10 protein-coding genes are annotated in these 12,610 nt (G+C 51.4%); 4 read left to right on the top strand and 6 right to left on the bottom strand.

The annotated features are described in order from the left end of the window. Nucleotides 1-35: 35 nt before the first annotated feature. The 3 genes from WC1_RS04385 to ebgR form a co-directional block, all read right to left on the bottom strand. Entirely contained in the window at nt 36-485 is a 450-nt protein-coding gene (locus WC1_RS04385) for a beta-galactosidase subunit beta (protein ID WP_003024776.1), read from the bottom strand. After that, nucleotides 482-3,574, bottom strand: coding sequence for a beta-galactosidase subunit alpha (gene ebgA, locus WC1_RS04390; protein WP_016151016.1), 3,093 nt, complete (start codon nt 3,572-3,574; stop codon nt 482-484). The genes WC1_RS04385 and ebgA overlap by 4 nt, the downstream gene beginning before the upstream one ends. A gap of 207 nt (nt 3,575-3,781) precedes the next feature. Further along, nucleotides 3,782-4,765 (bottom strand): transcriptional regulator EbgR, encoded by a 984-nt coding sequence (gene ebgR / locus WC1_RS04395; RefSeq protein WP_003024771.1) that lies wholly within the window; start codon nt 4,763-4,765, stop codon nt 3,782-3,784. 208 nt (nt 4,766-4,973) lie between these two features. On the opposite strand from ebgR, the gene WC1_RS04400 reads away from it, so the two are divergent. After that, nucleotides 4,974-5,306 (top strand): tRNA-binding protein, encoded by a 333-nt coding sequence (locus tag WC1_RS04400; RefSeq protein ID WP_003024768.1) that lies wholly within the window; start codon nt 4,974-4,976, stop codon nt 5,304-5,306. A 73-nt stretch (nt 5,307-5,379) separates the two neighbouring features. Here WC1_RS04400 and ygjG read toward each other — a convergent pair whose 3' ends face one another. Beyond that, nucleotides 5,380-6,759 carry a putrescine aminotransferase gene (gene ygjG, locus WC1_RS04405; RefSeq protein WP_168150126.1) on the bottom strand — a complete coding sequence of 460 codons (1,380 nt, stop codon included), beginning with the start codon at nt 6,757-6,759 and terminating at the stop codon, nt 5,380-5,382. 430 nt (nt 6,760-7,189) lie between these two features. On the opposite strand from ygjG, the gene WC1_RS04410 reads away from it, so the two are divergent. After that, a complete protein-coding gene (locus tag WC1_RS04410; RefSeq protein WP_003841468.1) occupies nt 7,190-8,710 on the top strand; it encodes a methyl-accepting chemotaxis protein in 1,521 nt (506 codons plus the stop codon). 53 nt (nt 8,711-8,763) lie between these two features. Here the strand turns inward: WC1_RS04410 and WC1_RS04415 are convergent, their stop codons facing one another. Then, the gene (locus WC1_RS04415; protein WP_162138602.1) at nt 8,764-9,441 is read right to left on the bottom strand and encodes a PadR family transcriptional regulator; all 678 of its coding nucleotides are present in this window, start codon (nt 9,439-9,441) and stop codon (nt 8,764-8,766) included. Between the two features lie 236 nt (nt 9,442-9,677). On the opposite strand from WC1_RS04415, the gene WC1_RS04420 reads away from it, so the two are divergent. Next, complete coding sequence (locus WC1_RS04420) at nt 9,678-10,460, top strand: siderophore-interacting protein (RefSeq protein WP_016151014.1); 783 nt, start codon at nt 9,678-9,680, stop codon at nt 10,458-10,460. On the opposite strand, the gene WC1_RS04425 is transcribed toward WC1_RS04420, so the two are convergent. Further along, entirely contained in the window at nt 10,457-11,305 is an 849-nt protein-coding gene (locus WC1_RS04425) for a helix-turn-helix transcriptional regulator (protein WP_016151013.1), read from the bottom strand. The two genes, WC1_RS04420 and WC1_RS04425, sit on opposite strands and share 4 nt — an antisense overlap. Before the next feature lie 67 nt (nt 11,306-11,372). Here WC1_RS04425 and cfa point away from each other — a divergent pair, with 67 nt between their 5' ends. Then, entirely contained in the window at nt 11,373-12,527 is a 1,155-nt protein-coding gene (gene cfa / locus WC1_RS04430) for a cyclopropane fatty acyl phospholipid synthase (protein WP_003846231.1), read from the top strand. Nucleotides 12,528-12,610: the final 83 nt, after the last annotated feature.

Here is a 12,610-nt window from a genome sequence, read left to right as displayed (position 1 = left end):
TACTGGCGGCGCAACGTCGGCGCCGCCTGTGTTTTTTATTTATTATGAAAATAACCATCTTCGATGGTGACTTTGAGTACGACTTTCTTCACTACGCTATTACAGATAAAACGATAGGCTTCATGGTTGTCACAAATAACCATTTGTCCTTCGTGCACTTCTACGGTTTTTCCGCAGCCTTTCAAATATTCGCGGTCGGTTTCATCGCGATAATATTCAACCACCTGGAGATCCTCTTTGGCGGCATACTCTATTTTTTGCTGTCCTTGCAGGTAGTAATGGATCTCAAAATAACGACGATGACCGGTAAACAGCGCATCGGTTGCAGAGTCTGTCTCTACGCGGTAGCTCAGAGAATCACCGATAGAGTGAGCGACGCCTGGCTGAATATTGTCAATATTTTCAATGGCCTCGACGCAGCGTTGCCATTTCCGACCCGAAGCATAGCGTTGCTGGAACTGCTCTAAGTTGTCGATGATCCTCATTTTGTATTCTCGCTGTGCATATTCGTGGAAAAGAACCCGGTGCCAAAGGCACGGTTGGCGGTGGTTTGAGCGCCAGACTCACTGCCGGAAACCGGCAACAACGTGAAGCCGTAGCTGAATGACGTAAACCAGACGCGCCAGGAATCAAGTACTTCGCTTCCCCACGAGTTAGAACCTAAGCCCAGTAGCTGATGGTCCAGATTGAGAGTGATGTCATCGCTGTGCTGCAGCTCATTACAGTGCTGTGCGGCAAAGATATTTTCTGGCGTATAGCGCCAGGCGCTCAGGTTGACAGGGCGCTGCGGAATCACTAGCAAACCGTTACCGTGACGATTGGTTAGCGTTGCCCAACGCACGTCCTGACGATTGCCGTTGTTTTGCGGGAACGGATAATTCTCGAACATCTCATCCACGCTGCTGCGCCAAATGTCGATGATGTTGGCCTGCTGACTATCGGCATAGTTTTCACCAGGACCACGTCCGTACCAGGCCACCTGTCCCAAATCACCGCTGATGCCCATCGTGAAGCCGATACACGGAATAATGTCCCGGTACTCGCCGTAAGGCTGGCCGGAAAGCTCCACATTCAACTGACCGTCTGCGGCAATCCGCCAGCGATAGGTGCAGCGCATACCGAAATCAAATACCGGCGGGGCGATAATCGTTTGGCTGGTGATGAGCAGCGCATCTTCGGTTTGCTCAAAGGTAAAGTCGCGCAGATGCTCCTGCATTATCTGTATATGATTTGGCTGCCAGAGGCCTTCGAACTCTTGCTTGTGGTTATCTATGGTTGGTTTGAAGAAATTAATCTTCGGCTCGCGGGTAATCAGCTCTTCACCATTGACGTTCCAGCTAATGGGTTTACCGGTCAGCTTTGAGAACGTCAGATGGAAGTTATAACCGCGAACGGTGCAGCTCTGGCGGTTCTCTTCCAGCGTCAAAGGGGTGGCGTTTTGCAGACTGAACGGTACGGCAGTCACCGTTCTGGCCTTCAGCGGGAACTGATAAGTCGCGATGTGATGCCCGGCTTCGCTGTATAACGTGCGGGAATCTTTCGTCACGGTGACGTTGAGGAACGTCTCGCGCGCATCCAGCTCCGGCAACGTGCATTGCAGCAGCGTATCGCTGTTGGGAGGAACGTCGCGCAGTTTTATCTGCTGAGCAGAGAGCGTATCTCCTTCGGCGCGAACCTCAATATGCAAGGTGTAGTCGTCAAGCGTGGTAAACCACAGTTTGTTTTCTACCCGCAGCTCGCCGCGAGCCAGATCCTGCGCGCGCACTTTCACTGGTGCAATTACCTGCTTGTACTCTTGCAGACCCGGGCCTGGGGTTTGATCGGAATAAATCAGGCCATCAAGGCAGAAGTTGTAGTTGTTCGGGTAGTCGCCGTAGTCACCGCCATAGTTGTACCAGACGTTACCGTCTTCATCTTTGGCCTGAATCCCGTGATCGCACCACTCCCAGACATAGTGTCCCTGAATGCAATCATGCTGATAGAAGACGTTCTGATATTCCGTTAGCCCGCCGGGGCCGTTGCCCATTGCGTGAGCATATTCGCAGATGATGCGCGGTTTAGGATGTGGGTATTCACCAAACTCATTCATCAACGGTACGCGGGTGTACATGGTGGAAATGATATCCACCACTTCGGCGTCACGATCTTCTTCGTAGTGGATCAGACGCGTGTCATCCAGCGCTTTTGCCGCGTGGTACATGGCGCGAATATTACAGCCGTAGCCGGATTCATTGCCGAGCGACCAGATGACGATCGACGGGTGGTTTTTCTGCGCGTGGACGTGGCGTACGATGCGCTCAACGTAGACATTTTCCCACAGCGGATCGTCGGTGATCCGGCTGATATCGCCGATATTAGCGAAGCCGTGAGATTCAACGTCGGTTTCGGCCATGACGAACAAACCGTAGATATCGCACAATTCATAGAAACGTGGATCGTTCGGGTAATGGGCGGTGCGTACGGAGTTGATGTTGTGCTGCTTCATTAACAGCAGATCTTTTTCCACGCGATCCATACCGACCGCGCGACCCTTGAGATGATCGTTATCATGACGGTTGACGCCATGCAGCATGACATAGCGGTTATTGATGTAAAACAGACCGTTGCGAACGTTGATATCGCGGAATCCGACGCGCTGCGGCACAACCTCAAGGATGTTGCCGCTGGCATCTCTCAGGGTCATTACCAGATGATAGAGATACGGCGATTCCGCCGACCACTGCTGTGGTGCGCTGACCTTGAAATTGAACGCGGTGCGGGTGAGTTTATCCACCGTCAGAGCGTTAATCACACCGCTATGCAGCGTCTGCTCACCGTCAAACAAAGTGTATTCGAGCGATGCCATCGTTGGTGTGGAGGCGATGTTTTCCAGCACGATGTCGCAGGAGAGGGTGGCATCGCGATAGTCATCATCGAAATCGGTACGAACGGTAAAATCCTGGATATGAGTCGCCTGTTTGCCGACCAGATAGACGTCGCGGAAAATTCCCGCCGACCACCACATATCCTGGTCTTCAACGTAGGTGGAATCAGCCCATTGCATGACGCGAACGCACAGCAGGTTGTCACCTGTTTTCACCACCGCGCTGATATCAAACTCGGCCGTCAGGCGACTGCCTTTGCTGAAGCCAACGTACTGACCATTCACGTAAACTTCGAAGTAGGTTTCTACGCCATCAAATTTAATCAGCGTCTGTTTACCCTGCCAGCCTTCGCTGAGAGAGAAAATACGCTGGTAGGCTCCGGTGGGGTTATTGGTCGGTACGTAGGGGACATCAATCGGGAAAGGAAAACCTTCGTCGGTATACTGCAGCTTGCCGTGCCCTTCCATCTGCCACATACCGGGTACGGTGATGTTGCCCCAGTCGCTCATAAACTGCGACGTAAAGGCTTCCGGCACCTGCAGCGGATGCTCAAAGAACTGGAAATTCCACTGACCGCTCAGCAACTGAAAGAGGCTGCTGGTTTCGCGGGCAAACGAGCGAGCCTGCACAACGGAGTCGTAAGAGAAAAAATATGCGCGTGGCGCCAGTCGATTTTCGTGGGTGAGCTGAATGTTTTCCCAGCGATTCATAAGGCCTCCCGGTGGAGAAAAATCGGAACCATTCATTTTAATGGTGAGTAAGTGTAATTGATGGTGATTTTAGTAAAAGTTTTACTAAAATATAGCGAGTGAGGTGATTTACTTTAACTGGATCACGAAAATAATTCGGGCGCAGAAAAAAATGCATGACAATGCGCGCCCGGCTTCAGCAGAAACCGGACGGATTAACGGGGGATTTTAGCGGGTGGTGCCGCGCAGTTTCAGCTTGCTGGGAACAAAAACCAGCAGGGGAAGTGCACGTCCGTCGCGGGCTTTCTCAAACAGCAGGTTGACGCCCTGACTGCCCATCATTTCTGAATGGATGCGTACGGTGGAAAGCGGAGGAAAGGTGAAGCGCGCCGTCGGGATATCATTAACGCTAATCAGCGAAATATCCTGCGGAATGTTCAGTCCACGCTCGTGAATGGCGCGCAGAACGCCAATAGCAATCGAGTCAGAAGCCACAAACAGGGCGCTGGGATAGTCGGCTTTCGCCAGCATTTTTTTGGCCAGTTCATAGCCTGATGAACTGGAGAAGCCGCCGCGATAAATATCCTGTTCTGAAACGACCTGTTGCAGGCGACCGTATTCGACAAACGCGGCTTCGCGGATATCAGCCTTGCCAGGCTGATCTTCGCCGCCGATGAAGCCAATGCGGGTCACGCCCTGGGCGATGAAGTAGTCGATGCTCTCTTTACTGATGCGGGCCAGATCGATATCGACAGCGTCATATTCACTGCCGGGTTCATGAAAATCGATAAAGCAGATGTTGTCGGTAAGCGCTGTTGCCGCCTCGCGCAGCGCAGGAGAAGGCTTGCCGACAATAAGAATGCCGGTAATGTTTTTGCTCTCCGGCAACCCACTGTGCTCATAGCAGTTGGTCAGTTCAATCCCCAGCTTCTCGCACTGGGTTTCAATCCCATGGCGGATCGCGAGATAGTAAGGATCGTTGATTTCCAAATCCTGCTGATAGCTGTAGAGCGCCAGAATATGCTGGGGGCCGAGTGCGCTGGTCTGGTTCTTACGGGCGCTGCTGGTTTTGTACTCCAGCTTTTCCGCGATCTCCAGAATGCGATGCTTGGTCTCTTCTTTTACATTCAGCGTGGGGTCATCGTTTAAAACCCGGGACACTGTCGCCAGGGACACGCCAGCTTCGATTGCGATGTCTTTAAGTGTTGCCATGTTTGCCTTTTCCCTGAGTTACCTGCGCATTGTAAATGAAGTGCTTATCTATTCATCTGTTTTCAGTAAAAAAAGCACGTTTAATTGACATGCTCGGGGTAAAACTGGGCTTGCAGAGTGTGATGGGTACGTCATTTTCCTGCTTTTGAGAACAATGCCCAGAAAATAATTTGCTAGTATTTAGTAAAATTTTACCAAGGAGAAAACAATGGATACTGTCGCATTTGCTGATTTTGCCCGCATGGAAATACGTGTTGGAAAAATCGCACAGGTTAAGCGCCATGACAATGCCGATAAGCTGTATATCGTACAGGTTGATGTGGGAGAGCGTACGCTGCAAACAGTGACCAGCCTGGTGCCTTATTACAGCGAAGAGGAGCTGATGGGGAAAACGGTGGTGGTGCTGTGTAATCTGCAAAAGGCCAAAATGCGCGGTGAAACATCAGAGTGTATGCTGCTGTGCGCTGAGACGGACGATGGCAGCGAAAGCGTGCTGTTAACGCCAGAACGGGTGATGCCTGCAGGCGTGCGGATTGTTTAAATTGTGCTGATGCCGGATGGCGGCTACGCCTTATCCGGCCTACGTTTGCTCACGCAGGCCGGACAGACATCTGTTACATCTGCTCCACGCTCACCCGTAATGCTGCCAGGGCTTTGCGTGTTGATCGCAACACCAGATCGCATTGCTCGATCGTTAACGTTAGCGGCGGTTCGATGCGGATCGTCTTGGCATTGTTCAGCGTCCCAGCGACCAGCACCCGCTGGCGGAACATCTCACTGGCAAAGTTATAGCCGATTTCATTATCGACAAACTCAATCGCCATCAGCATGCCTTTGCCGCGTACATCATGTACCAGGTCCGGGTATTCCCGCGCAAGCTGACGGAAACCATCCAGCAACATATCGCCTTTCTGCTCCGCCTGAGCCGGTAAATTTTGCTCCAGCAGGACGTTAATGGTGGCCAGCGCAGCCGCACAAGCGAGCGGGTTGCCGCCAAACGTGGTGGTATGCAGGAAAGGATTGTCGAACAGGACGGAGAACACCTCTTCGGTGGCAATGGTTGCGCCAATGGGCATCACGCCGCCGCCTAACGCTTTGGCAAGACACATAATGTCGGGCTGCACATTTTCGTGCTCACAGGCGAACATCTTGCCGGTACGCCCCATCCCGGTCTGCACTTCGTCAAGGATCATCAGTGCGCCGAACTCATCGCAAAGTTTACGAACAGCGGTTAAATAGCCTTGTGGCGGCAGGATCACCCCCCCTTCACCCTGGATGGGTTCGAGGATCACGGCTGCGACATCGTCACCGGTCTTTTTACACTCGCTGAGCATGGTGCGCATCGCGTTAACATCGCCAAACGGCACATGACGGAAGCCCGGCAGCAGCGGCATAAAGGGTTTGCGGAAGGTAGATTTAGCCGTGGCGGACAGCGCGCCCAGTGATTTACCGTGGAATGCGCCGCTGGTGGCAATAAACGTAAATTTACCGCGCGGTGATTGATACGCTTTCGCCAGCTTCAGAGCGGCTTCAACCGACTCGGTCCCGCTGTTACAGAAGAAACTGTATTTCAGTTTACCGGGCGCCAGTGCGGCGAGAGTTTTTGCCAGCATGGCCCGCAGAGGGTCAAGTAACTCCTGGCTGTGCAGAGGTTGTTTCGCGAGTTGATTCTGTACGGCGGAAACCACGACTGGATTACGGTGCCCCACGTTGAAAATTCCAAAACCACCCAGGCAATCGACGAACTCCTGCCCCTGGGTGTCGACAAGCGTATTCAGGCTTCCCGCTTGCCACTCTACGGCTCCGTAATCCCCGCCTGCAGTTACAGATTTTCGATACTCTAAGAACCCCGGATTGACATGCTCCTTGAAGTACTCAATCACCTCTCGGTTTAACGATTTCATTTCCTCATGATCAAGCGTGCGCTTTTCGATGAGATTCAGTGCGTGTGCGCTGCAGGCCAGGGCCGATGCGCTGGAAGGTAACCTGTTCAAAATATGCTCCCGGAGCTCGCGTATCACATGATACTGATTTAAGTATTGCAGGGATTGCGCCATTCCGGCGCGCTTAGCAAAAATCGGGATAAACACCAGGAAACATCTTATTTACGCAACATTTAATGCCATTATTTAACATTTGCTGGCATTTTGCCCAAGTCAGGAGCCTGAAAACAGATCGAATAAACGCAAATTTGCTCTAAAAATGGGCAATATTTGCACTGTGACAGTGCGCTGGTAGAAGTGATATTGAATAGTTACTGGATGAAAGTATTTTAAATCAATGGATTAGAATGCGTACAGTTTTTGAGGTTTAATCGCAAATTGCGATCTAAATCAAATTTAACAACTAAAGATAAAAAAATTATCGCCGAAATAACATAAGCCGAAAGAGTTAACAACCAGATAACCTGCACAGGACGCAATCATGTCTTCTCATCCCTACGTTAGTCAGCAAAATACACCGCTGGATGATGATATCACCCTCATGTCGACCACCGATTTGCAAAGCTATATCACCCATGCGAACGACACCTTCGTTCAGGTCAGCGGCTATCAACTGAATGAGTTGCTCGAAAAGCCGCACAATCTGGTTCGTCATCCGGACATGCCAAAAGCGGCGTTTGCGGATATGTGGTACACCCTGAAGCAGGGCGAGCCATGGAGCGGGATTGTGAAAAACCGGCGTAAGAATGGCGATCACTACTGGGTGAGGGCCAATGCGGTGCCGATGGTGCGGGAAGGACGCGTGACCGGGTATATGTCGATTCGTACCCGGGCAACTGACGAGGAAATTGCAGCGGTAGAGCCTTTATATAAAGCGCTGAACGAAGGACGTTGCAACCGGCGTATCCATAAGGGGTTGGTGGTACGCAAAGGCTGGCTGGGTAAACTGCCGGCGATGCCGATTCGCTGGCGGGTACGCAGCGTGATGGCATTCATGTTTGTCCTGCTAGCGGTCGCATTGCAGCAAATGGGGGCCGAATGGCCGTTACTGTTGATGAGTGCATTGGTGATGCTTTTAGGAACGGCTATTTTCGAATGGCAGATTGTGCGTCCTATTGAGAATGTCACCCGTCAGGCGCTGAAAGTGGCGACCGGTGAGCGGAACAGCGTGTCGCATCTTAACCGCAGCGATGAACTGGGACTGATGCTGCGAGCAGTGGGCCAACTGGGATTAATGTGTCGCTGGCTTATTCATGACGTCTCCAGCCAGGTGAGTTGTGTGCGCAGCGACAGCGAAACGCTGGCAAAAGGTAGCGATGATTTAAATAAGCATACGCAGCAGACCGTTGAGAACGTGCAGGAAACGGTGACCACCATGAATCAGATGGCGGCATCGGTAAAACAAAACTCAGAGACAGCCGCGGCGGCTGATAAGCTCTCTATTGCCGCCAGCAGCGCGGCAACGCACGGCGGTGAGGCGATGGATACCGTCATCAAAACCATGGACGATATCGCCAACAGCACCCAGCGGATCGGCACCATTACCACGCTGATTAACGATATTGCCTTCCAGACCAACATTCTGGCTTTGAACGCCGCTGTTGAAGCCGCGCGGGCGGGCGAGCAGGGGAAAGGGTTCGCCGTGGTGGCGGGAGAAGTGCGTCATCTTGCCAGCCGCAGCGCCAGTGCTGCCAATGATATCCGTAAGCTGATTGATGCCAGCGCCGACAAAGTGCAGTCCGGATCCGACCAGGTTCACGCCGCAGGACGCACGATGGACGATATTGTGGCGCAGGTGCAAAACGTCACTCAGCTGATCGCCCAAATCAGCCACTCAACGCTGGAACAGTCAGATGGTCTTTCCAGCCTGACCCGCGCGGTGAATGAGCTGAGCAACATTACGCAGAAAAACGCCGAACTGGTTGAGGAGAGTGCGCAGATTTCCGCAATGGTGAAACATCGCGCGGGTCGTCTGGAAGATGCGGTCACGGTGCTGCATTAATACTAATAATACAGGCGGAACGTCGGGCAAACGGGTTCCGCCTGCTGTGCAGATTAATCCAGCTGAGTAATATCCAGCGCAGCGCGATCGATAATACCGATGATTTTTTTGATCTGCGCATCGCTGGTATCACCATGATTAACGCGTAGATCCAACACGGCTTTGAAGTTTTCCAGCGCGCGTTTCATCTGTGGATTTTTGCGTAATTCAAAACCCACGCAGCGGGCTTTGATCCGTTCGTGGATATGTTCCAGATGCTCACGGTTTTCATCCAGCCATTGCTGGCCCTGAGTCGTGATCGCAATCTGTTTACGCCCACCTTCCTCGTCGCTGACGGTGATCAGTGCCTGATCCTGCAAGAAATCCAGCGTCGGATAGATAACGCCCGGGCTCGGGGTATAGTTACCCTGAGTCAGGGTTTCAATCGCTTTTATCAGCTCATAGCCGTGGCTGGCGTCGCGGGTCAAGATATCCAGAATGACCAGGCGTAATTCTCCGTGACCGAAGAAGCGTTGGCGACGACCACCGCCGCCGCGACCGTGGCGGTGCCCGCAGCCGTGCTCGTGGTGGTGATCTTTGTTACAGCCTTCATGGCGATGTTCTTCACCTTTGCAGCAGCCTGCATGGTGCTCGTTGTGGCGGCCTTCGTGGTGATGTCCTTCACCCTTGCAGCAGCCTTCGTGTTGGTGCTCTGTATTTTTGCAGCAACCTTCATGATGGTTTTGCATCATCGTCTCCTGATGTAGTTTAGATATATCTAATTTATATCTAAAGATTGTCATTTTGCAAGTCTACAAATTAGATGTTGTTTAAAGCCATGATTATCTAGTGTTTTTATTGGTTTTTGATAGCTGTTTAATCAGACGGTAACTATATCAAAAAAGTCCTTGCAATCTTCTTGATTAGCAATCATTATCATTTAAAAATGAATTTAGATATATCTTATTATTTTCACGAAGGCGAAAACATGACAAAAAACACCTCACGCTACCCGCAGCGCGTTCGCAATGAACTGCGTTTTCGGGAACTTACCGTCCTGCGCGTAGAGCGTATTAGCGCGGGCTTTCAGCGCATTGTACTGGGCGGTGACGCTCTGGACGGTTTTAGCTCACACGGCTTTGACGACCATACCAAGGTCTTTTTCCCTGAACCGGGCAGCCACTTTGTGCCGCCTGTCGTCACCGATGAAGGCATTGTCTGGGCTGACGGTGTGCGTCCGCTTTCCCGTGACTACACGCCGTTGTATGACGAAGCGCGCCATGAGCTGGCGCTGGATTTCTATATTCATGATGGCGGCGTGGCGAGTACATGGGCGATGAATGCCCGCGAGGGCGACAAGCTGACAATCGGCGGGCCGCGCGGTTCTTTGGTGGTGCCAGAGGATTATGCGTATCAGGTTTATGTGTGCGATGAGTCGGGAATGCCCGCGCTACGCCGACGCCTGGAGTCGCTCAGCCGTTTAGCGGTACGTCCAAACGTCACGGCGCTGGTCAGCGTGCAGGATGCGGCGTACCAGGATTATCTTGCCCATCTCGACGGGTTTACTATTGAGTGGTTTATCGGCCATGACGCGCAGGCGGTGAATGAACGCTTATCGCGACTAACCGTGCCCGCAGATGATTATTACGTCTGGATCACTGGCGAAGGCAAGGTGGTAAAAAACCTAAGTGCTCGCTTTGAAACCGAGGCGTTTGACCCTCAACGGGTGCGTGCGGCAGCCTACTGGCATCAGCGTAAAGCGGCAGATTAATAATTAGATGGCGGAACGCCAAACGCCTGGCGGAAGGCATAGCTAAATGCCGCGGTGCTTGAATATCCTACGTCGAGCGCCACGGCGGTCACGCTTTTATTTTTTTTCAGCATTAATACGGATTCCAGAATACGCATTTTTTGCTTCCAGATGCTGAAAGGCAATCCGGTTTCTTTTTTGAAATGGCGCGAAAAGGTACGGGCAGACATACCCAGATGATGCGCCCAGTATTCAACTGAATGCTCCAGGGCGGGGGATTCTTGTATGGTTCGGCATACTTTGGTTAATTCGCGATCCTGCGGCCAGGGTAATACAAAGGCGACTTCCGGGAGTTGCAGAATAATATCGACCAGTACGCTAACCAGTTTGCCCTCTTTTGACTGGCTATCATAATGACCTGAAATTGAATTCGTGGCGTAATGAATAAACTCTCTGGCGAAATCACTGATAGCCACAACTTTGCATTCATTGATGCTCTCTTCAAGAAAGCCCGGTTTAATATCCAGATTTTCTAAATACACATCATCCAATGCCCAAACAGCATGCTCAGTATTATTTGGGATCCAGATGCCATAATGCGCCGGGATTATCCAGCACTTACCGGCAACATCAATGCGCATGCTGCCTTTGCGGGCGAAATGAAATTGCATAAAAGAGTGTGAATGCTGCGGTACATGGTGGTTGGCTTCCAGGACATAAGAGCGAAAGAATACGTCCTGCGGCAGTTCGGTCATGGAGTTATCCGGGAAGGAGTTCCACTGTTTTTGCGCCAGAGTTTCCATAAATGAATCGTCAATACTCCCGATGATGTGTCCGCTGCTCGATAGATCTTGTCCGCGGATCATAATACATACACTCTTTTTTCCATAATAATCTTGCGTAATAATTTTTAGCCCACTTTTGGTAAATACCATGAACTCGCTTTGTTCAGATGCTGTCATCGTCAATGAAACAAATGATAACTGGACCCGAATGGGAAAAGAGCTGCTTTCACAAGCGGATATCAGAATTAATGGCTCACGCGCCTGGGACATTCAACTTCATCATACCGGTTTCTTTAAACGAGTATTGCAGCAAGGCTCATTAGGGCTTGGCGAAAGCTATATGGAAGGCTGGTGGGACTGCGAACGGCTCGATATTCTGTTCTGCAAAATCCTGAAAGCAAAACTCGACCAGCAGATGCCAGGCAATCTGAAAGATATTTTACGCATTGCCAGCGCGCGCCTGTTTAATTTGCAGTCACGTAGCCGTGCATGGATCGTCGGTAAAGAGCATTATGATATTGGTAACGATCTCTTTGCGCTGATGCTTGATCCGCATATGCAATATTCCTGCGGTTACTGGAAAGATGCAACCACATTAAACGATGCGCAAAATGCCAAATTAAAAATGATCTGCGAGAAGCTGCAGCTTAAACCGGGTATGCGTTTACTCGATATCGGTTGTGGCTGGGGCGGGCTGGCGGAATATGCGGCGCGTCATTATGGCGTGGCAGTAGAAGGCGTTACCATTTCCAAAGAGCAGCAGAAAATGGCGCAGCAGCGCTGTGAAGGGTTGGACGTTAACATTCTGCTGCAGGATTATCGCGATCTTAATAAACACTACGATCGCATTGTCTCCGTGGGGATGTTTGAACATGTCGGGCCGAAAAACTACGACACCTATTTCAGTATCGCCGACCGTTGTTTAAAACCAGACGGACTGTTCCTGCTGCATACCATTGGTAGCAATAAAAAAGGGATGAGCGTCGATCCGTGGATCAATAAATACATTTTCCCAAATGGCTGCTTACCGGCGATTTCCCATATTGCCGAGGCCAGCGAATCACGGTTTGTGATGGAAGACTGGCATAACTTCGGCAGCGATTACGATAAAACGCTGATGGCCTGGCATGAGCGCTTTAATCAGGCATGGCCGGAGCTGTCATCACGTTATTCCGCCACCTTCAGAAGAATGTTTAATTACTATTTATGCGCGTGCGCAGGGGCTTTCCGCGCCAGAGATATTGAGCTTTGGCAGGTGCTGTTTAGCCGCGGCGTAGAGGGCGGGATCCGCGTTTATCGTTAACGTCCGCCGGATGTCGGCGTTGCCTTATCCGGCCTACAAAGCTTTGCACTCGTAGGCCTGATAAGCGCAGCGCATCAGGCACT

Source organism: Citrobacter sp. KTE30, from assembly GCF_000398825.1.
In the GTDB taxonomy this organism is placed as follows: domain Bacteria; phylum Pseudomonadota; class Gammaproteobacteria; order Enterobacterales; family Enterobacteriaceae; genus Citrobacter; species Citrobacter freundii.
Note: the sequence above shows the minus strand (reverse complement) of the source record. Positions and strands in the feature narration are given on the sequence as shown.

Bases quoted from the DNA above. Each gene is read 5' to 3' on its own strand.
- WC1_RS04385 (WP_003024776.1), bottom strand. From the start codon at position 485: ATGAGGATCATCGACAACTTAGAGCAGTTCCAGCAACGCTATGCTTCG.
- WC1_RS04400 (WP_003024768.1), top strand. From the start codon at position 4,974: ATGGATACTGTCGCATTTGCTGATTTTGCCCGCATGGAAATACGTGTT.
- WC1_RS04425 (WP_016151013.1), bottom strand. From the start codon at position 11,305: ATGATCCGCGGACAAGATCTATCGAGCAGCGGACACATCATCGGGAGT.
- ebgR (WP_003024771.1), bottom strand. From the start codon at position 4,765: ATGGCAACACTTAAAGACATCGCAATCGAAGCTGGCGTGTCCCTGGCG.
- WC1_RS04410 (WP_003841468.1), top strand. From the start codon at position 7,190: ATGTCTTCTCATCCCTACGTTAGTCAGCAAAATACACCGCTGGATGAT.
- ebgA (WP_016151016.1), bottom strand. From the start codon at position 3,574: ATGAATCGCTGGGAAAACATTCAGCTCACCCACGAAAATCGACTGGCG.
- cfa (WP_003846231.1), top strand. From the start codon at position 11,373: ATGAACTCGCTTTGTTCAGATGCTGTCATCGTCAATGAAACAAATGAT.
- WC1_RS04420 (WP_016151014.1), top strand. From the start codon at position 9,678: ATGACAAAAAACACCTCACGCTACCCGCAGCGCGTTCGCAATGAACTG.
- WC1_RS04415 (WP_162138602.1), bottom strand. From the start codon at position 9,441: ATGATGCAAAACCATCATGAAGGTTGCTGCAAAAATACAGAGCACCAA.